Annotated in this window: 18 protein-coding genes; 9 read left to right on the top strand and 9 right to left on the bottom strand. The window is 38.3% G+C overall.

What is annotated here, in order from left to right:
- Nucleotides 1–208: 208 nt before the first annotated feature.
- Together KBP50_RS10740 and KBP50_RS10735 are read left to right on the top strand one after the other, a co-directional pair.
- Nucleotides 209–1,423: an NAD(P)/FAD-dependent oxidoreductase gene (locus tag KBP50_RS10740; protein WP_050352560.1), complete on the top strand. Its 1,215-nt coding sequence runs from the start codon at nt 209–211 to the stop codon at nt 1,421–1,423.
- A 631-nt stretch (nt 1,424–2,054) separates the two neighbouring features.
- Nucleotides 2,055–2,933: a VanW family protein gene (locus KBP50_RS10735; RefSeq protein ID WP_050352561.1), complete on the top strand. Its 879-nt coding sequence runs from the start codon at nt 2,055–2,057 to the stop codon at nt 2,931–2,933.
- 666 nt (nt 2,934–3,599) lie between these two features.
- Here KBP50_RS10735 and KBP50_RS10730 read toward each other — a convergent pair.
- Nucleotides 3,600–4,136 carry a YceI family protein gene (locus tag KBP50_RS10730; RefSeq protein ID WP_050352562.1) on the bottom strand — a complete coding sequence of 179 codons (537 nt, stop codon included), beginning with the start codon at nt 4,134–4,136 and terminating at the stop codon, nt 3,600–3,602.
- A 278-nt stretch (nt 4,137–4,414) separates the two neighbouring features.
- Here KBP50_RS10730 and KBP50_RS10725 point away from each other — a divergent pair, with 278 nt between their 5' ends.
- From KBP50_RS10725 to KBP50_RS10700, 6 genes are all read left to right on the top strand, one after another.
- Nucleotides 4,415–6,259, top strand: coding sequence for a M3 family oligoendopeptidase (locus KBP50_RS10725; RefSeq protein WP_082240969.1), 1,845 nt, complete (start codon nt 4,415–4,417; stop codon nt 6,257–6,259).
- A gap of 718 nt (nt 6,260–6,977) precedes the next feature.
- Nucleotides 6,978–8,402, top strand: coding sequence for a hypothetical protein (locus tag KBP50_RS10720; protein ID WP_050353526.1), 1,425 nt, complete (start codon nt 6,978–6,980; stop codon nt 8,400–8,402).
- 659 nt (nt 8,403–9,061) lie between these two features.
- Nucleotides 9,062–10,792, top strand: a complete 1,731-nt coding sequence (locus KBP50_RS10715) for a carbon starvation CstA family protein (protein ID WP_050352564.1) — start codon at nt 9,062–9,064, stop codon at nt 10,790–10,792.
- Nucleotides 10,793–10,910: 118 nt separating this feature from the next.
- A complete protein-coding gene (locus KBP50_RS10710) occupies nt 10,911–11,168 on the top strand; it encodes a cory-CC-star protein (protein WP_050352565.1) in 258 nt (85 codons plus the stop codon).
- A gap of 17 nt (nt 11,169–11,185) precedes the next feature.
- Complete coding sequence (locus tag KBP50_RS10705; protein ID WP_050352566.1) at nt 11,186–12,109, top strand: ArsA family ATPase; 924 nt, start codon at nt 11,186–11,188, stop codon at nt 12,107–12,109.
- A gap of 306 nt (nt 12,110–12,415) precedes the next feature.
- Entirely contained in the window at nt 12,416–13,399 is a 984-nt protein-coding gene (locus KBP50_RS10700; protein ID WP_050353527.1) for a zinc-binding dehydrogenase, read from the top strand.
- 235 nt (nt 13,400–13,634) lie between these two features.
- Here the strand turns inward: KBP50_RS10700 and KBP50_RS10695 are convergent, their stop codons facing one another.
- The 8 genes from KBP50_RS10695 to KBP50_RS10660 form a co-directional block, all read right to left on the bottom strand.
- Entirely contained in the window at nt 13,635–14,867 is a 1,233-nt protein-coding gene (locus KBP50_RS10695) for a dicarboxylate/amino acid:cation symporter (RefSeq protein ID WP_050352567.1), read from the bottom strand.
- A gap of 369 nt (nt 14,868–15,236) precedes the next feature.
- Entirely contained in the window at nt 15,237–16,091 is an 855-nt protein-coding gene (locus KBP50_RS10690) for a DUF421 domain-containing protein (protein WP_050352568.1), read from the bottom strand.
- A gap of 21 nt (nt 16,092–16,112) precedes the next feature.
- Nucleotides 16,113–16,313 (bottom strand): hypothetical protein, encoded by a 201-nt coding sequence (locus tag KBP50_RS10685; protein ID WP_050352569.1) that lies wholly within the window; start codon nt 16,311–16,313, stop codon nt 16,113–16,115.
- Nucleotides 16,314–16,328: 15 nt separating this feature from the next.
- Nucleotides 16,329–16,679, bottom strand: coding sequence for a stage V sporulation protein AE (spoVAE, locus tag KBP50_RS10680; protein WP_050352570.1), 351 nt, complete (start codon nt 16,677–16,679; stop codon nt 16,329–16,331).
- An 18-nt stretch (nt 16,680–16,697) separates the two neighbouring features.
- Nucleotides 16,698–17,699 (bottom strand): stage V sporulation protein AD, encoded by a 1,002-nt coding sequence (gene spoVAD / locus KBP50_RS10675; RefSeq protein WP_050352571.1) that lies wholly within the window; start codon nt 17,697–17,699, stop codon nt 16,698–16,700.
- On the bottom strand, nt 17,699–18,178 hold the full coding sequence (gene spoVAC, locus KBP50_RS10670) for a stage V sporulation protein AC (RefSeq protein ID WP_050352572.1): 480 nt from the start codon (nt 18,176–18,178) through the stop codon (nt 17,699–17,701). Before spoVAC ends, spoVAD begins: the two co-directional genes overlap by 1 nt.
- 18 nt (nt 18,179–18,196) lie before the next feature.
- Entirely contained in the window at nt 18,197–18,664 is a 468-nt protein-coding gene (locus tag KBP50_RS10665; RefSeq protein WP_050352573.1) for a YhcN/YlaJ family sporulation lipoprotein, read from the bottom strand.
- Nucleotides 18,665–18,779: 115 nt separating this feature from the next.
- The gene (locus KBP50_RS10660) at nt 18,780–18,986 is read right to left on the bottom strand and encodes a DUF1657 domain-containing protein (protein ID WP_050352574.1); all 207 of its coding nucleotides are present in this window, start codon (nt 18,984–18,986) and stop codon (nt 18,780–18,782) included.
- A 708-nt stretch (nt 18,987–19,694) separates the two neighbouring features.
- Between KBP50_RS10660 and KBP50_RS10655 the strand changes: the two genes are divergently transcribed.
- Nucleotides 19,695–20,147: a hypothetical protein gene (locus KBP50_RS10655; protein ID WP_050352575.1), complete on the top strand. Its 453-nt coding sequence runs from the start codon at nt 19,695–19,697 to the stop codon at nt 20,145–20,147.
- The last annotated feature ends 22 nt before the right edge of the window (nt 20,148–20,169 follow it).

Here is a 20,169-nt window from a genome sequence, read left to right as displayed (position 1 = left end):
CGATCAGGGTTAGAAATCTATCATTATGAAAGTCGGTTTAAAGTGGAACAGGGAGAGAAGCTTCTTGTTAATAGCCTAAATATGAAATTTTTGTTATGATAATTATATTGTAAATAAAGGATGGGCGTATATATCATTTTCATTTATATTTAATAAAAGAGCGCTTTTCCTGCAATATATAAGTAAGTATAGGAAGGTGGAAGTTTTTATGAATCTAAATAAACCAAAGATAGTGGTGTTGGGGGCAGGGTACGCTGGGCTAACGACAACAAAACGCTTAATGCAAAAGCTGTCTCCTGAACAAGCAGAAATCGTTTTAGTAAACAAGCATAACTACCATTATGAATCTACCTGGTTACATGAAGTAGCTGCAGGTACGATTAATCCAAACCAAGCACGTGTTATTATAAGTGATGTTATTAATCCAAATAAAGTACGACTTGTATTTGATTCTGTAACTAAAATCGATAAAGATAATCAACGCGTCATTTTAGAAAACAGTGAACTGGAATATGATTACCTTGTTGTTGCGCTTGGATTTGAGTCCAATGATTTTGGTATTAAAGGAATGGCGGAACATGCATTTGCCATTGAAGATATTGATTCCAGCCGCTTGATTAGTGAACACATAGAATACCAATTTGCAAAATACAGATCAGGCGAAGACGTTGACGAGCATAGCTTAAATATTCTGGTTGGTGGAGCTGGATTTACAGGTATTGAATTTGTTGGTGAGCTTGCAGAACGTGTGCCACAATTATGTAAGAAATATGATATTGACCGTAATAAAGTAAGAATTATTAACGTAGAGGCTGCCCCGTCCATCCTGCCAATGTTTGATAAAGAATTAGTTGCTTATGCGAAGAAATCATTGGAAGATCGTGGTGTGGAAATCAAAATTGGCGCACCTATTTCAGAATGTACCGAAGAAGGGTTTATTGTTGGTGAAGATAAAGAATTAATTAAAGCCGGTACGATTGTTTGGACAGGCGGGGTAAAGGGAAGCTCTGTGTTAGGAGATTCTGGCTTTGAATTGACGAAAGGTAAAGTAAATGTCAACGGTGATTTACGCATGCCAGGTGAAGAGAATATCTTCGTTATAGGAGATTGTTCATGGGTTTGGGATCATGAAGCAGATCGCCCGTATCCGCCAACTGCTCAATTAGCTATGCAAGAGGCAGATGTGGTAGCAGCAAACTTGGTTGCTTTATTAAACAATGAACCGTTAACTGATTTTGTCTTTAACAGCAAGGGAACAGTTGCTTCGCTTGGACATTCGGATGGTATTGGGAATGTTTTTAATGATTACAAACTTAAAGGAAAAGCAGCTGCAGCAATGAAAAAGGTAGTAGATAATCGTTCTCTATTCCTTATGGGTGGACCAAAATTAGTACTTAAAAAAGGGAAATTTCGTCCATTTTAAGATGTTCACAGCCTAAGATGATTTAAAATTTATAGGGAGGCTTACGAATATGAAAAATAAAACGTTGTGTGGAATTTTCTTAGTTATTGCTTCATTAATTGGGTATCGACTGTTAAGTGATTATATGGAAGAAACCAGAGACTTTAGGTAACTACAAGCAGACCATCTCATCCTATTAGGTGAGGTGGTCTTTTTTACACTATAGGAAAGCATAAGATTTTTTTGGTGTATAGTATAAGAAAAACAAAGAAAACAAGAGAAAACGTTATTATATAGAGGGAGTATAAAATTTGTTGCTTTGGGATAAGGGATAACTGAATAGCCACGTCCGGCTTCAGCGCCCAGCAACGATGCGACTTTAGAAATGCGCCCTACGATAAGGCCTCATCGGTTCGTCGCTAAGGGGAAGGCCGACTAAAAACGGGCTTGCCGCTCAGGCGTCGGCATACCCCTATTTTTAGTGGCATGATTCCTAAATCTTTAGTTGATTCGTTCCATTCGCTACGTTACTAAACGGGCGCCTTGCGCCTTTGTTCTCGCTCAATGAAACCCTGCCATTTATCTAAGATTCTTTCCTTTCTTGAATGATCTTTGCTGATTTTACTTATACTAATTGCAGGAGGTTGTTGCCATGAAACGAGTCATCATTTGTTTGGGCTTGTTAGGATTTATATTGTTACCAATCCATAGTATTTCAGCAAGTAAAGATATGCCGGCTGAGATTATGATAAAGCGTGTAGAAATAAATCAATATGCTTTAGACAACATCGACAAGCTGTTTATTAATAACTCTAAATTGCAGACGCTAATTGGACAATTAAAACAAAAGGTTTACCAAGACCCTATAAATGCAAAAATAGACCGTGTAGGGAAAATCACCCCTGGAAAACCAGGAGTTACGATTGATGCGGATCAGTTTCAAATTGATTTCCGAGAAGCATTTTATAATCCAAACATCCAAGAGTTTAAAGTTCCGGTGAAGCCTGTATATCCTCGCGTGGATAAAGGTTTATTAACAGAAATTAGTCAAAAGCAATTAGGTAGTTACGTCACTCATTTTAAAAAAAACAATGAGGAGAGAACAACAAATATTGAGCTTGCCGCGCAAGCAATTGATAGTCATGTTATATTTCCTGGTGAGTTATTTTCATTTAATAAAGTAGTTGGGGAGAGAACAGAGAAAAAGGGATATAAGCGGGCGCCTGTTATTGTAAAAGGAGAGCTGGCTGAGGATATTGGCGGAGGTATTTGCCAAGTCTCGTCGACTTTATTTAATGCTGTTAATTTAAAGGGAATCGAAATTGTAGAAAGATATGCACATAGCAAGCATGTACCGTATGTACCGCCAGGAAAAGATGCAACAGTCAGTTGGTGGGGACCAGACTTTAGTTTTAAAAATAGGTATAATCAACCGCTTTTACTACGTGCGCATGCCAAGAATGGACAATTGGTTGTCCGTGTTTTTTCATCAGACATCGTAGAACATTTTGAGAAAGATATACAAAAGTAAACATGAGGGTGGGACATAAGCAAATACTATATAGCAAAAGCCGAACAATCCATTTATAATTGTTCAGCCTATTTGCACTATAGGAAAGTATAAGATTTTTTGGTTTATAGTATAAGAAAAACAAAGGCTTCCGCCATAAGACTTGGGGCCAAGCCAAGTTTTTCTAATAGTATAAGAAAGTATAAAATTAGGTGCTTGGAGATAACGAAATAACCGAAGCCACGTCCGGCGCAAGCGCCCAGCAACTAGGCGACTTTAGAAATGCGCCCTACGATAAGGCCTCATCGGTTCGTCGCTAGGGGAAGGCCGACTAAAAACGGGCTTGCCGCTCAGGCGTTGGCATACCCCTGTTTTTAGTGGCATGATTCCTAAATCTTTAGTTGATTCGTTCCATTCGCTACGTTGCTAAACGGGCGCTTGCGCCTTTGTTCCATTAAAAAATTTTTATCAAACGCTATGTCAAAATACTTCGCTTTCCACAGGTCTCTTCAGCTTCCTCGGAAAGCAAAAACCGCTTTCCTGTGGGATCTTCAGCTCGCGCTGATCCCGCAGGAGTCTACCTATTTTGACTACGCTAAAACTTGCGTATACACAATTGGCGATTTATTGTTCGTTTTTTTTAAACAGCCGCTTTAGATATGTCCCAGCCTCAATGATTTAGATAAACTAAGCTTGTTTATGTGCTTCAATTTCGAAACTAATTTTTACGTCGTCCCCAAGCAGAACGCCGCCTGTTTCAATAGCTGTATTCCATGTCAGACCGAAATCTTTACGGCTAATAGTAGTTTCTCCGCTAAAACCAGCAACCATATTTCCGCTCATTGGATCTTTACTTTGACCTGCAACAATTACGTCAAGGGTCACTGTTTTGGTAGTCCCACGAAGCGTTAAATCACCAATCACTTCATATTGGTTGTCAGATTTTTTCTGAATATCTGTGGAGGTAAAAGTTGCTGTTGGATAATTTTCCACATTGAAAAAATCTGCTGAACGTAAGTGATCATCACGGTCTTTATTACGTGTATCAATACTGTTTACATCAATGGTAAATTGGATATTTGCATCCGTAAATTGATCCAAATCAGCTTCGATTTTACCATTAAATGAATTAAATCTTCCTTTGGCTTTTGAAATCATCATATGCTTGATTGAAAATCCAATTTCACTGTGAATTGTGTCTACATTCCAAACCGTTTTTGTCATGTACATTCCCTCCATGATAATTAATCACTTATTATTACTTTATGTAACTTAGTGTAAAATAGAAAGTCTATGTTGTCAAGTAATTATTTAGGTGCCAATTTATTCTGCATTAGCTGTAAGGCAAAGTTTCACTTTGTAACTGGAGGTAAGCCCCAATCTTGTGTACGGTGAAGTGAAACTGAGCAGGATAAAGCTAAAGTGGTTGATTCAACGCCAGTAAGCAGTGGACTGAAAGAAAATCATACTGATTGAGCTTCATTTTGTAAAAAATCAAGGCAATGTTTGGTATACTTACATATGTAGTGAAATTTCTAACAATAGGAGGGTTTATATTGGAACAATTAAACCACAAACAAACGTGGGATTTAGAAGTTATTTTCCCTGGGGGAAGTAAATCTACGGAGTTTCGCACATATTTGCAAACGGTAGAGCACGAAATGAATAAACTTGATTCTAATGTTCTTCAGTTTGATACCAAAGCTACAACAGAAAATATGGAAGCACTCTTACATGTATGTGAGCAATTGGAACGGACGATGAAGATGATGAGAGAAGCTTTTGCGTTTATTAGTTGTTTACATGCGCAAGATACAAATGACAAGCATGTGCAATCTTTATTAGGTGAGCGGTCCCAATTGAATGCGAAATTTAGTGGGATACAATCAAAGTTAAAGCAAAAGCTAGGGGAAATAACAGAATCAGACTGGAATATTTTTGAAAGATATGCATCATTACAAGAGATTAAATTTGTCCTACAGGAATATCGTGAACAGGCACAAAAAATGTTGCCTGTCGAGCAGGAGGCAATCATAAATGATTTAGCCAAGGATGGATACCATGCGTGGGGGCAAATGTATGATGTTATTGTAGGTAAAATGGAGGTTGCATTAGAAGAAGAAAACGGCGTTCATCATTATTCCATAGGTCAAGCAACGAATAAACTCACACATCCTGAACGTAATTTTCGCAAACACGTATTCACCAAGCTTTCTGAGGCATGGAAGTCGCAGGCCGAGCTATTTAGTCAAACGTTGAATCATTTAGCTGGTTTTCGTTTAGAGATGTATAAGCATAGAGGTTGGAATGATGTGCTCATGGAACCATTAATGATCAATCGAATGAAACAGGAAACATTACAGGCGATGTGGTCGACGATTACCGAGCACAAGGATCATTTCGTTCGTTATTTAAATAAAAAGGCCGAGCTTCTCGGTGTGGACAAGTTAGGAATTTATGATGTGACAGCTCCAGTTAGCAAAACGGTTCAAACATATACATATAACGAAGGAGCTCATTTTATTGTAGAACAATTCCGTAAATTCAGTCCCCAAATGGCCGATTTTGCGGAAATGGCTTTTGAAAAGCGCTGGATTGAAGCAGAAGATCGCCCAGGTAAACGCCCTGGTGGTTTTTGCACAAGTTTTCCATATAGTGAGCAAACACGTATTTTTATGACGTATTCCGGAACTGCTAGTAATATCGCTACGTTAGCACATGAATTAGGGCATGCGTACCATCAATATGTGATGAATGATGTGAATGGCTTAAATCAAAGATACGCGATGAATGTGGCAGAAACTGCCTCTACTTTTGCAGAAATGATTGTAGCGGAAGCATCCTTGCAACAGGCATCTTCCCTAGAAGATAAGCAAGCCTTACTGGAGGATAAAATTCAACGTAGTGTGGCGTTTTTTATGAATATTCACGCTCGCTTTTTATTTGAAACACGGTTTTATGAAGAACGTAAGCGAGGAGTAGTTTCTACTGAACGATTAAATCATATCATGGTAGAAGCTCAAAAAGAAGCTTATTGTGATACACTTTCAGAATATGACCCAACCTTTTGGGCGTCTAAACTTCATTTTCATATTACAGGTGTGCCATTTTATAATTTCCCTTATACATTCGGTTATTTATTTAGTAATGGACTTTATGCAAAAGCTAAAAGGGGAGAGCGAAGCTTTGAGGATGCTTATATTTCATTGTTACGTGATACAGGACGAATGACGGTAGAAGAATTAGCTATGAAACATTTAGGAGTAGATTTAAGCCAAACGGCATTTTGGGAAGAGGCTATTCAGGAATGCATCAAAGATGTAAATGAATACATGGCTTTAGTATAGAAGAAGCTGCTTTTTGAATTTCTAATTAGTAAATGCAAGAAAGCTTTTACCAATAGAATAAGTATCTAAAGTCGTTAAGGGGAGCCCACTGGCTGAGGGTGACGTTGTTCAGCCCCTTTGAACCTGTTAGTTGTACTAGTGCAGGGATAAGACTTTTTCGCAAACAATAAAAGCAGTGTCGATAAGGGGTTCCTTGACAAACAAGTTTTCCCTATTGACATTGCTTTTAATGTAGCAGACTTGAAAGAAAAAGGTTGGGCAAATGTTTCGCTTAACCTTTTTCTATGTGGGAAAAATATGGATACATTTACAGTAGGAAGTAATTATTAGCTGCAAAACATTCATTTTATGGAAGGTGGTAAATCAGCTTATACATTTTCAAAACATATATACAATAAGTAATCCAAAGGAAATTTCTCTTCTATACTTTTGCTTCGTTAAGCTGATTGTTTGTAAAGACATAATGGTTGCTATTTGAAGTCTGAGTAGGAGAGCGAGGAACGAAACAAAATAACCACTGCATTGAAATGGAACTTCATCGTACTAGAGTTTAACTTACTATTCCGCCAGATTTAAAACGCTAATTGTATTTTATAAAAGATATAATTCGACTATATTTTACGAAGCCCCGCTTAATTGCTTCATCCACCAAACTGAACTAAATCCAGACAGCTTGCATAGGCTAAAGAACACTACTTTCGGAGAGGAAGGTTAAATGGTGGAGCTTTCTTTATCTCACTATCTATACGGTCTTTTTACGTTGCTCATCATAGGAACGATGATTATGCGAAAAGGGGTCGTTTTACCAACTTTATTAGGAACATTTTTAATAGCATGGTTATACAAAGGGAGTATTATTGAAGGATTTAAGGCTATCTTTCAAGCTAATTTAGTTGCCGCAAAAGAACTATTTAGCATTTTTTTAATCATTACATTCATGCTTGCATTATTAAATTCTCTCAGAGATCTAGGGGCTGATAAGCGAATGATTCAGCCGATACAGCGAATCATGGTTAATGGACATATTTCCTTTTTTGTCCTGATCGTTGTAACGTATATCATATCGTTATTCTTTTGGCCAACACCCGCAGTTCCACTTATTTGTGCCTTGTTAGTACCAGCTGCTATTCGTGCTGGCTTACCAGCAATTACAGCAGCAGTTGCTATCGCCATAGCTGGGCAAGGGATGGCTTTATCCTCAGACTATGTTGTGCAAGTAGCGCCAAGTTTATCTGCATCTTCGGCTGGTGTATCAACAACGGCAGTCGCAGAACAAGCCCTGATTTTATCGCTTATAACGGGGACTATTGCAATTAGCTTAGCGTATATACTCACTCGTAAAAAGATACGTCGTGCCGATGATCCAATAAACGTACAAGAGTTAGCTAATATGCAGACTTCTCAAGAAGACCCCATTGATGATCCACAAAAGGAAATACGTACCAAATGGAGTAAAGTATTTGCTATTTTCGTTCCTTTAACATTAGCTGCAGTTGTCATTTACATGGTTTATGAAAAACTAAATTCTGGGAGAATGAGTGGTTTTGAAGGAGGAGATGGAGCGGCATTTATTGGTGGTGTTGCTGTTATTCTTCTATTATTATCAACGGTGGCTCTTCGAAAGCAGCAAGCTCTGGACTACATTACGAAGCATATTACAGATGGTTTTGTGTTTGCATTTAAAGCGATGGGACCAGTAATTCCGATAGCAGGGTTTTTCTTTTTAGGCAGTTCAGACTTTGCAGGATCAATATTAGGCATCGAAGAGGGCGCCCCTGCATTTTTATTTGATTTAGTCCAGTCTACACAGTCATATTTACCTGAAAATCAATGGCTAGCAGCGGTTAGTATTTTGATAATTGGGATCATTACTGGATTAGATGGTTCTGGTTTTTCAGGGCTCCCTTTAACAGGTGCATTAGCAGCTTCATTATCGTCAAATAATATGGATGTAGCAACACTCGCTGCAATTGGACAGATGGGGACTATCTGGACGGGAGGAGGTACACTCGTTGCCTGGTCTTCACTTGTAGCGATAGCAGGGTTTTGCGGTGTATCCGTTATGGAGCTTGTTAGGAAAAATTTCATCCCAGTTATAGCTGGGCTTTTGGTAGCAACATCAATCGCAGTATGGGTACTATGATACGTGTATGGGTAGATGGAAGATCTAGCTGGCCATGTAAAGTATTATAGCACAGTTAAAAACAACTGAAGAAAAGTTTAGCTTCTCTACGTATCCAGAAAAAATTCGATAACATTGTTTTCATCAGTTCGAGTAAATAAGTACAGCTGATAAAACTTTTCCATATGTACCCTACTTAAAGGCACTGTATTTGCAGTGTCTTTAGTGATTTTTTTAGTTTAATACGAGAAAGACATGTATGGTGTCGCTTTATTTTATATAGTTTAAACCAATTGTTTCAAAATATTTTACATTCAAAATATTATAGGCTAAAATCGTACTAAAATAAAGCGATTACACATAAATGTTTAACAAGATCGTTTCGTAATGAACAAAGGAGCAAGCGCCCGTTTAGCAACGTAGCGAATGGAACGAATCAACTAAAGATAAAGGAATCATGCCACTAAAAACAGGGGTATGCCGACGCCTGTGCGGCAAGCACGTTTTTAGTCGGCCTTCCTCTTAGAGGCGAACCACCGATGAGGCCTTATCGTAGGGCGCATTTCTATAGTCTCCCAGTTGCTGGGCTCATGCGCCGGACGGGACTAGTCGGTTTTTTCGCTATCCATAAGCACATCATTTTATGCTTTCTTATCTTTTAACAAAAGGGGGAAGAATGTATGTCAGGTATATTAGTAGCTTTTATTGGTATGGTTGTTTTTGCGTTAGGGTACCGATATTATTCGAAATTTGTAGCGGAGAAGATTTTTCGGTTAGATCCTAATTATCTCACGCCTGCACATCGCTATAATGATGGGGTGGATTTTGTACCAACGAATAAATTTGTGTTATGGGGACATCACTTTACATCTGTTGCCGGCGCGGCACCTATATTGGGACCTGCAATAGCCGTATATTGGGGCTGGCTGCCAGCATTTTTATGGGTTATTCTCGGCACTGTATTTGCCGCGGGGGTACATGATTTTGGAACAATTGTATTATCTGTACGTAATAAGGGGCAATCTGTTGGTACATTAGCACATCGACTCATTGGACAGCGAGCGAAAATTCTGTTTTTATTTATTATTTTAATTCTTGTACTTATGGTTAATGCTGTATTTGCGTGGGTGATATCCAACTTATTTATTTCTTATCCCGCAAGTGTACTACCAGTATTTATTCAAATTCCTTTAGCTATTTGGATTGGTTATGCGGTGTATAAACGAAACATTAAGATGCTTGTACCTTCAGTTATAGCATTGGCTGTTATGTATCTTGCAGCGATATTATCTAGCAAGATGGAATGGATGCAAATAGACCTTGTTCAATGGATGGGAGGAGAAGGGAGTGCTGGAATATTTGGGTTAGGCGCTGTTTCCTCAGCATTCTTTATTTGGATTATTATCTTAATGGTTTATGTGTATATTGCTTCAACACTTCCGGTATGGAAATTGTTACAACCAAGAGATTTTATTAATTCACACCAGCTTGTCGTTGGTTTAGCAATTTTATACTTGGGATTAATCTTTATCAATCCAGAAATGACAGCGCCAGTGACGAACCCTCATGCGGATACGCCATGGCTTCCATTATTATTTATTACGATTGCTTGTGGAGCTATATCAGGCTTTCATGGGCTTGTTTCATCTGGAACGTCTTCCAAACAACTAGATAAGGAAACAGATGCCCGATTTGTTGGTTATGCTGGAGCAGTTGGAGAAGGGATTTTAGCATTGGTATCAATCATTGCTGTAGCGACATTTTTTACTAGTACTGCTGATTTTTCAGCGGTTTACAGTAGTTTTGCGAATGCAAATGCTGACGGTTTGGGGACTTTTGTAGAAGCTGCTGCTGTACTAGCAGGAGGAATTGGAATTCCAGCTGATGTCGCGGTAACGATCGTTTCCATTATTGTTGTTAGTTTTGCTGCAACTACCTTGGATACTTCTGTACGGCTAATGCGCTATATCATTGCAGAATTAGGCAGTGAGTACAAATTGCCAATATTAACGAAAACCCATGTTGCAACATCCATTGCTGTTTTATCAAGTGCAGCACTTGTTTTACTTCCTGAAGGACCTAAAGGTTTTGGATCCGGAGGTTATCAACTATGGCCATTATTTGGAACAGCAAACCAATTATTAGCAGCGATTAGTTTAATGTTAATTGCTGTTTGGTTAAAGCGGCTGGGAAGAAATTATGCTGTTGTGATAATTCCAATGATATTTGTAATGGTGATGACGCTATATGCCATGTTCCAGCAAGTGATGTTTGAATGGTCGTGGGCTGGAACAGAGCCGAATACATTATTATTTGTACTCGGGGCCATCATTTTTGTTTTTGCTATTTGGATTATTATTACTGCGTTCTCCGTATTAAGTGGTAATGCACAGCAAAATATCGACGATTAAACTTTGATCGTTCAAAGGGGTAGGAAAGGAAAAGGGATCAAAGACAGATGAACCCTTTTCCTCATCCTTCGCAGATACGAGTCAGTGGTAAATTTTATAAGAAAGAAGGAAAAACGTTATGCTGGAGCAAATTAAAAAGCTCATCCAATATTATGAAGAAGTAATCAGCTTGCCTCACCGTCAAGAGATTGCTCGTGAGCTGAGGCATGAGGATGATATTTTCCTGCTACTGCTTTATTCAGAAATGATCGGAATTCCGAATCCTGTATATTACTATACACTCGAATTATATCCATATATGCTGGAAAAATTTCATGATTGGCATCTGCGAATGGGGATGGAAAAGTCACCGTTATCTGGGATTCGTTGTTGCTAAAAAAGGAGTGTTCGAAGATGGAAGATATCAACAAAAAGATTGTATTTATCGGCGGAAAAGGAGGAGTAGGGAAGTCAACATCTGCAGCAGCACTTGCTTGGAGACGAGCTAGAGAAGGACGGAAAACATTGCTTGTTTCGACAGACCCTGCTCATAATTTGGGAGATATTTTCGAACAGAAAATCGGCGGACGGATAAAAAAAGTAAGTACGCATTTAGATGTGATTGAAATCGATCCAGAACAGGAAACAACCGTTTACATCAACACTGTAAAGGAAAATATAAAAGGTATTGTACAACCATCTATGACAGATGAGGTGAACCGGCAATTGGATACCGCCAAAGCCTCACCTGGAGCAGATGAAGCGGCGTTATTTAATAAGCTTATCTCTATTATTATTGAAGAACATCTCCATTATGACCAATGTATTGTTGATACAGCACCGACTGGTCATACGATTCGATTATTAACTTTACCAGAATTAATGGGCGTGTGGATAGACGGACTATTGCAACGGAGGAAAAAAACGAATAAAAACTATACCCAATTGCTAAATGATGGAGAACCGATTGAAGATCCCATTTATGATGTGCTCAACGAAAGAAAAGAACGTTTTAGAAAAGCAAGAGAATTATTATTAAATGGAGACATAACGGGTTTTATATTTGTAGTGAACCCAGAAAGTCTGTCCATTACAGAAACCGACAAGGCAATCCGATTACTTGCCAAGCATCAGCTTTATGTGAAAACATTAATTATAAATAAATTATTACCCCAACAGGTGGAAGGGGAATTCTTTTTAAAGCGTAAACAAATGGAACAAGCCTATGTACAACAAATTGAAGAAAAGTTCAAAACACAACAAAAATGGTACGTTCCTTTGTTCAATCATGATATTATGGATAAGAAACAGCTAGAAGCGTTTAGCACATTTTTCTAAAGGGTAGTATTTAAAAAAGGGTGTACATTGATATGTTTTTGTAGCATCCCCTGATTTATCCGCATATAATTGGCAGTAGACTCAACCTTTAATACTAGCAAGGTAGACCTCTAAGAATAAGAGAAGGATCGAACTACAAGTCAAAATCCTGATTTGTGCAGAGAGGTCTTTAGACCATCGTCTGGTCTATTAACTATCGATGCCGATGAAAGAGGGGACTATTGATTGACTTTATTGGATCTGGATAGTGATAGCCACCAATTTTCTACATCTCTTAGAAAATATGAAAAGAAGGGAGAATATGCAATGAAAGCGTTTGTACATGAAAATGGGAAATTACAAGTGACCCAAACGGATGAGCTACAGCCTAAAGCGAATGAAGTGGTCGTTCGTTTGAAAATGGCTGGACTCAACCGCCGCGATTTATATATTCCTGAGCGCAGAAAAGGAATAAATGAGCCGCTGATTTTAGGTTCAGATGGTGCAGGGGTCATTGAACAAGTTGGACAAGAAGTTAAAAATGTTGCCATTGGCGATGAGGTCATTATTAACCCCGCTTTAAGATGGTACGACAATGCAGATGCGCCTCCGAAAGGTTTTGAAATATTAGGCATGCCGGATCACGGTACTTTTGCAGAAAAGATTACCATCGATTTTCAGCAAATTGAGAAAAAGCCTGCCCACTTAACGTGGGAAGAAGCAAGTGTACTCGCATTGTCTGGTTTAACTGCTTTTCGTGCATTGTTTACAAAGGGACAAGTAAAGGCGGGTGACACCGTATTTATTCCTGGAGCAGGTAGTGGTGTCGCAACGTATTTGATTCAATTTGCTAAAAATATTGGTGCGAGAGTGATTGTCAGTTCCCGAAGTAAGGAGAAACTAAACAAGGCACAATCGCTTGGTGCGGATAGAGGAGTACTTCATGAGGACGATTGGAATCAAGAGCTAGCTGATGAACAGATTGATTTGGTCATTGATAGTGTTGGAAGAGCTACTTTTCAACGCTCGTTGGATGTGTTGAAAAAAGGCGGGAAAATCGTTGTGTTCGGGGCAACTACAGAAGATACTGTTCAATTAGATTTACGCGCCTTTTTCTATGGACAATATCAATTATTAGGGTCAACCATGGGGAGTAGACAAGAATTGAAAGCAATGCTTACGCATGTAGAGCAATATCAAATGCATCCAGTGGTCGATAGTACTTTTAAATTGGAAGATATCCAACAGGCGTTTCATTACTTAAAAGAAAATAGCCAATTTGGAAAAATTGCCATTGATGTATTTAAATAAAATAAGGCTGGAACAAAAGGGTTTATATCAAAGTAAAACCGGAACTATTTAGAAATAACCGTGATGCAAATAACCCGCTTTGGAAATATACTTCGTGCATCTTAGGGTTCGTCTGTGGCCTTCTCGTGCGCTATGAGTCCCACAGACGCCTTTTCCCGCTTAGTCTAGGTATATTTCCGAAGCTAAATGATTGCATCACTCGCTTGTAGAGTGACCAGATGAGTTATATCCAAGCCTAAGCAATATCTGTTTTTTTAATCCAATCTTTTCCTTCTAAATGTCTGGTCACAAGCATACTGGAAACGGTATCGCCTGTAACATTGACCATTGTAGCTGGCGGATCAACCACTACTCCGATGGCAGAAATAATTGGCAAAGCTTGCAATGGTAAGCCATATAGTGTAATAATCATCATTTCTCCCATAAAGCCACCTCCCGGAATACCACTCATTACAATACCAGACAATAAACAGATACCAATCGCCGTTAAAAAGGTGTCGATTCCAGAAAAGTCTTGGTTAAATACACCGAACACAAAAGCAATTTTTAGCATTGCTGACAGACAAGATCCGTCCATATGAATCGTTGCTCCCAGAGGCATGATGGTTTCGCGAATATCTTTCGGCACACCGATTCGCTTTGCTGCTTGTAAATTTGCTGGTAATGAAGCGACACTGCTTCCAGTACCAAGCGATGTTGCAGCTGGAGCAAGAATGTTTTTCCAAAAACGGGAAACTCCGATTTTTCCACCAGCAATAAATGCATATAATGTGAATCCGATGACAAAGTATAATATAGATACAGGATAATAAATGATAACCGCTTTAGCATAATCTCCAATCAAATCCGTACCAAATTCTCCAACCAATGAGGCAAAGTAAGCACCCAACCCGATAGGAGCATAGTACATGACAAGCTGAATAATCTTCATAAATACTTCAGCACCACTTGTTAAAAATGAAGTAAATGGTTTTCCTTTTTCACCAGTTAGTCCAGTTGCCACGCCAACTAATATAGAGAAGACAATAAGTGCAAGCATATTATTGCGTGAAAATAGATCCACAAAATCAGATACAGTAAACGTTTGGACTAGTTGTTCAGACAAACTCATTTCTTCTTGCACTTCTTCAGGCTCTACAAGCGGTATATCCACACCAGAACCTGGTTCGAAAATAATAGTAGCAATTAACATGAAAACGGCAGCGATAATACCAGTAACAACAAATACAGTTATCATTGAGCCCATAATCTTACCGAGGCGCTTCATACTGTCCATACTTGCTATAGCAGAAGAAATAGTAAAGAAAACGAGTGGAATAACAATCATAAACAGTAAATTGATGAATAAATCACCTAGTGGCTTAATAACCGTGGCATCTTTGCCAAAAGAAAGCCCGATGATGGAACCAATTATAATCGAAATAAGTAATATAATCGGAAAGCGATACGCTTTTATTTTATCTTTCATATTAGTTCATTCCTTTTCGTGTATAAATTAAGATAGCTACTCTATTTTACACGAAAAGCTGGTAGAACAAAAGGTTGAACCCGGTTTATTTACTTTTTCGTCTCCTTTGTATTAGGGAGAGTTGAAACATCTGTTACCTATTTTTTTGTGATGCTTTCCTTAGTTAGTTACCTCGTTCATTTATCCGGCATATAAGGTGCTGTAAGATTCTCGCTTTGGGAGTTGGATAGTTTTGTACTGCAACAAAAGTCTAAGTGGGAGATAACAGCACCTAAATACCCTATTTCGTAAGAGGCCTTTAGCTCATACCCATGGACTGATAACGATCAGTGGGGATGAATGAAAACCTCCACTGATAGAAGATTTACTTTATAAGTAAGGCTGAATAAGCTGAATAGCATGTTTTAATTTTTCACTGTTACGCTCATATAAAGCTTTACTTTGCTTGTTTTCTGTAGCTAAAGCGAATAATTCCAAGTCAGCCTGACATTTCTTCATATTTGCCAATAATAGTGCTTTTTCAGTTGGCTCTGGTACACTTATTTTGTCATCGTATAAATCAAGATATAATTGTCCGTTATTATCTGCTTGAGCAAGAAAAACATTTTCAATACTGACATTCTGCTTATCCAGTTCTGTTTCCAGCCAATTTTTATTTAACGATAGATTCGCAAGTGATTCCAATAAAATTTCTCCATCCATTACAATTGTTTGGGGCTCCTTTTCCGGGGCTAATTTTAGCCCTAAGTCTTTGGCTGTTAAAGGACGGTTTTCCTTCTTTGGAAGTACATTTAAGTTTCCGGATGGCTCAAGGACAGCAAATTCAACATCAGATGCTAAAAATACGCCGTTATCTCTTAATTTACCGAGCAAATCATCCGTCGAATATCCTTCTTGTTTAAGGTTGTCTTCCATTATTTTACCATCTTGAATAAACACAGTGCTTCTACCATCTGTAAGATCGCGAAATCGTTTGCTTTTTAGCGATATATATTCAACAGCAAAGGGGATAATAAACCAAATAAACATCGATAGTATAGCGTAAATGAAGTTGCTATCAGGATCTATCGTATGTATAGCAACAATTCCACCTAAAACAATACCAGTGATATACTCAAATATATTTAATTGTGATATTTGCTTTTTTCCTAACCATTTTGTCATGAAAAAAAGGATAATTAATAAAGAAAATGACCGGATGATGACTTCAATCCATTCTGGCATATGCAGTATCCTCTCTTAGCATTATTTATACTGAGGTTCTTCTTTGGATAAACGAATAACCTGCTGCCGCAAATCTTTTTTGACTTCGGTAATAATTCGTTCCACTTCCTTTAATTTAGCCTGTTGTTCTTGTTCATTTGTTTTAGCGGTTAAAATTTGCAAGGAAGCCTCTACACTTTTAATTGCGGAATAGCATCCTTTCACTTGTGCACCGATTGTCATATTCTAGCAACCCCCTTACCCTTTTGGCTTGAAAATGAGTGCGCCGATGACCCCGAAAATAATGGCAGCTGAGATTCCCGCACTGGTTACTTCAAACATTCCAGTCACCACTCCGACCAAACCATGTGTTTCTGCTTCTGCCATAGCACCATGAACTAAGGAGTTACCGAAACTGGTAATAGGTACGGTTGCACCCGCGCCGGCAAAATCGATCAATGGCTCGTAAAGACCAAAGCCATCTAAAATGGCGCCGGTGACAACTAATATAGATAAAGTTTGTCCGGGATTTAATTTAAAAATATCGAATAATAATTGGCCAATGACACAAATCAGTCCACCAATTACAAAAGCCCAAAAAAAGATCATATACTATCACTTCCCGTTTCAATTTTCAATGGATACTGCATGTGCGATGCATGGAATAGGATCATTTTGTTGTATACTCATTGGTGAATGAAGTGCACCAGTTGCTACAACTAGTATCCGTTTTAATTCACCAGCTTTCATTCGATTGAGGAAGTGTCCATAAGTAACTACTGCTGAACACGCAGATCCACTCCCACCGGCTAATACAGGTTGTCCTTCACGGTATATGGTTAAACCACAATCTACATATTGCTCCTCTTTAATGGCTAACCCTCGTTCCGTAAGCAAGTCATAAGATATTTCTCGACCAATGTGACCTAAATCACCTGTAATAATCAAGTCATAATAATCAGGGGAGAGGTTTCGGTCTTTGAAATGTTTCTCAATTGTATCGACTGCTGCTGGTGCCATCGCTCCCCCCATATTAAAAGGATCAGTTATTCCCATATCAATGACTTTTCCGATGGTTGCCGAAGTAATGACAGGACCTTGACCCTGTTGAGCAATGAGCGCACAACCTGCACCCGTTACGGTCCATTGAGCTGTAGGAGGTTTTTGACCCCCGTATTCGGTAGGGTAACGAAATTGTCGTTCAGCAGAAGCGTTATGGCTTGCCGTTCCGCTTAAAATATAATTTGCTCCTTTATTGTTAATAATCATAGCTGCTAATGCTAAGCTTTCCATAGAAGTTGCACAAGCATTAAATAAACCAAAAAAAGGGATTCCGATTGTTTTGGCAGTAAAGTTCGTTGGCGTAATCTGATTAATTAAATCACCGCTGATAAAGAATTCTACTTGTTCTTTTTCAATGGAGCTTTTTTTTAGGGTGATTTGACATGCTTCTTCCATTAATGTTTGTTGTGCTTTTTCAAAGGATGCCTGCCCAATCCACATATCTTTATGCAATAGGTCAAAATCCTCAGAAATACTACCATTTGCTTCGAATGGTCCACCAACTGTTCCGGTTGATACGATAACAGGTCGATTTGCAAATACCCACGTTTGATGTCCTTGAAGCATTATAATCCACCCCATTGGATTAAAATCGTTTTAATCAATGCGACAACAAACGCTGCAAAAACACCGTAGACGATCACGGGACCAGCTAGCTTTAACATGTTCGTACCTACACCTAGGATGAATCCTTCGGTACGATGTTCAATTGCTGATGAAATGACGGCATTGCCAAATCCGGTTACAGGGACAGCAGAGCCAGCTCCAGCGAATTGTCCTATTCGATCATAGAAACCGAATCCAGTTAAAAGCATGGTTAGAAATATTAATGTAGCTACAGTTGGGTTCCCGGCTGTTTGCTCGGTAAAATGAAAAAAATACATATAAAAAGTAGAGATAAGCTGACCAATGAAGCAAATAAAACCACCAACAAAAAAAGCTTTCAGGCAATTTATAAATACAGGTCTTTTTACTTCCCTTTGTTGTTGAAATGCTTGATACTCCTGAACGTCAGGAGGTGAATTTTTCTTTTTCTTATCTGCCATCTTATGCTCCCTCTTTCCCTATGTTTGTTCTTTAGAAAAATCAATAATCCGTTTTACTTCTTTTTTCAATTCTTTTTTACTATATTGCTTCTCTTCTAAATTTTTCTCCAGCTTTTCCATTTCCATGATAATCTTTTTGTCTGCTGATAATTCCACCTTTAAATCTGGAAAAGCTTTCTGAAGTTTTTTTGTAAGTTGTTTCTTCATTTTTTGCAGCTTAAATCGTTGCATATGCTCTATTTCTATCGTCGCTAATAATTGCTTATCTGTATTGACAGCATAAATAGCAGTTATTTCGGAATGTTCTCTTAGCATATCCTTTGCTCTATTAGCAGGTGCTTGGTTAATAGGTTGCTTTGTTGAAACTTTTGATAAATTGATCTGTCCTTTCTCCTGTTTATCTGCAGGATCGAGCGTGTTATTGGCACCGCAGCCGACAAGGACGAAAGAAAAAATAGCAATTATCAGCCATTTATAAACATGCATAATTCCACCTACTTTTTAATCAAATAATTCAAGTTAGATTAGTTATAATTAGACGAGCATTAGCTAAAACCAAATATAAAGAGGCTGTTATGATGGTTTCAGCCTCTTTTGTCATTTAAAACCCTTTATATTGAGGCTCTTCTTGTTCGAGTTGCTGTATCCGTGGTTCAACGCTCTGTAGAATAGACATCGTTTGTTGTGCTGCGTTTTCATAGAGCTGTTTTGCTTGTTTATTTTCTGTTTGCAATGCAAATTGTTCAAAGCTAGCTTGAGCACTCTTAAGGCCAGCGATTGTTTGCTTAACTTGACTTGATACAGTCATATAGATCCTCCTTCTCATTACCAATCATCATTAGTTAGAATGTGAAGTTTCAGTTTTAAATATGCAACAAAATTTTTCCTTATATATCCAGTAAGGGGGAGGTAATGAGAAAATATTACAAAATTATACAAAAATATTCCCTTATAGTACGGTACAAAAATATCAAAGGATAAATTAAAGTGCGTGTTTGAAAAAGGGGAAGGAGGATTGAGGTCGTCTAAGGTCTCAGGCGTCCTTGAAAAAAACCTTTTTCGCGTGCGATGTATTGCTGTCGTAGCCTTCCTTGTCCTGTTGCAACGCCGATACTAGCACATCCTGGCGCCTGAGTTCGAGGCGGCAAAATTTCAAGTAGCGGGCTTGTGCGTGTTACTGACTTCTACGCCAATCACAGGACGTGGGCGGTTTTAGTAGAAGGCTTCCGTATGCGATACAGATACTTGAGCTCCAGTATAGGCATCCTCGAAACGCATTCTCACGCAAGAAAAGGGGGAAAACCTTTTCCAAGGAACGGAGAAACGAGGTAACGAAGAATTCGACCTATTATTTTTAATGCTCTTATTGAACGACCTCTTAAATGGAAAAACGTCATTGGAAAGTAATAAACATAATAAGGAAGTAATTTCCTTGTTTGAAAATAATTAAAAAAAATGAAACTTTATGAGGGAGTATTTCGTCATATATAGTAACTGGAATAGCAGGAGGATGCTTGTGAACAAAAAAATATTCTTCGTTTTCATTGTCGCTGGGGCGTTGTTTTTTGTTATTTTATATGGTGGCATCGGTCATCGTAGTGTAAGTATTAAAGAGACTACTAAGTCGAAAGAAGTTGGCGATTTTATTTTACATATACATATTGCAAATTCAGATGAAGATAAAGGCATCAAAGTATTTAGCTCATTACAATATATTGGGGAGGAATCGATAGAATTGGAGCATCAGACTCCATTAGTTTCTGTTGTATTAGGGGATGAAGAGCATGAATATACAGAAAAAAAGGTTTTAAAACAACTTAACAACGGAAATATTTACCATCCCGCAGAAAGCAGCAAAGTTTTCCGTATTACAAATAATTCGCCATGTGAATTGCATTTTAAAGCACAATTTAAGGTGAACGACGAAGAAATAGTTATTCAGCATACGGAAGCATTACAAGTACAATAGCCAGCATCTCCTAAAAGAAAAG

It is taken from the genome of Virgibacillus pantothenticus (assembly GCF_018075365.1).
GTDB classification, from domain to species: domain Bacteria; phylum Bacillota; class Bacilli; order Bacillales; family Amphibacillaceae; genus Virgibacillus; species Virgibacillus pantothenticus.
This window is presented reverse-complemented; position numbering and strand designations above follow the sequence as displayed.

Excerpts from the sequence above, each read along its gene's own strand:
- KBP50_RS10705 (WP_050352566.1), top strand. The coding sequence starts at position 11,186 with ATGGAAGATATCAACAAAAAGATTGTATTTATCGGCGGAAAAGGAGGA.
- KBP50_RS10685 (WP_050352569.1), bottom strand. The coding sequence starts at position 16,313 with ATGACAATCGGTGCACAAGTGAAAGGATGCTATTCCGCAATTAAAAGT.
- KBP50_RS10710 (WP_050352565.1), top strand. The coding sequence starts at position 10,911 with ATGCTGGAGCAAATTAAAAAGCTCATCCAATATTATGAAGAAGTAATC.
- KBP50_RS10730 (WP_050352562.1), bottom strand. The coding sequence starts at position 4,136 with ATGACAAAAACGGTTTGGAATGTAGACACAATTCACAGTGAAATTGGA.
- KBP50_RS10725 (WP_082240969.1), top strand. The coding sequence starts at position 4,415 with ATGTTTGGTATACTTACATATGTAGTGAAATTTCTAACAATAGGAGGG.
- KBP50_RS10695 (WP_050352567.1), bottom strand. The coding sequence starts at position 14,867 with ATGAAAGATAAAATAAAAGCGTATCGCTTTCCGATTATATTACTTATT.
- KBP50_RS10690 (WP_050352568.1), bottom strand. The coding sequence starts at position 16,091 with ATGCCAGAATGGATTGAAGTCATCATCCGGTCATTTTCTTTATTAATT.
- spoVAE (WP_050352570.1), bottom strand. The coding sequence starts at position 16,679 with ATGATCTTTTTTTGGGCTTTTGTAATTGGTGGACTGATTTGTGTCATT.
- spoVAD (WP_050352571.1), bottom strand. The coding sequence starts at position 17,699 with ATGCTTCAAGGACATCAAACGTGGGTATTTGCAAATCGACCTGTTATC.
- KBP50_RS10715 (WP_050352564.1), top strand. The coding sequence starts at position 9,062 with ATGTCAGGTATATTAGTAGCTTTTATTGGTATGGTTGTTTTTGCGTTA.
- spoVAC (WP_050352572.1), bottom strand. The coding sequence starts at position 18,178 with ATGGCAGATAAGAAAAAGAAAAATTCACCTCCTGACGTTCAGGAGTAT.
- KBP50_RS10735 (WP_050352561.1), top strand. The coding sequence starts at position 2,055 with ATGAAACGAGTCATCATTTGTTTGGGCTTGTTAGGATTTATATTGTTA.
- KBP50_RS10665 (WP_050352573.1), bottom strand. The coding sequence starts at position 18,664 with ATGCATGTTTATAAATGGCTGATAATTGCTATTTTTTCTTTCGTCCTT.
- KBP50_RS10740 (WP_050352560.1), top strand. The coding sequence starts at position 209 with ATGAATCTAAATAAACCAAAGATAGTGGTGTTGGGGGCAGGGTACGCT.
- KBP50_RS10660 (WP_050352574.1), bottom strand. The coding sequence starts at position 18,986 with ATGACTGTATCAAGTCAAGTTAAGCAAACAATCGCTGGCCTTAAGAGT.
- KBP50_RS10700 (WP_050353527.1), top strand. The coding sequence starts at position 12,416 with ATGAAAGCGTTTGTACATGAAAATGGGAAATTACAAGTGACCCAAACG.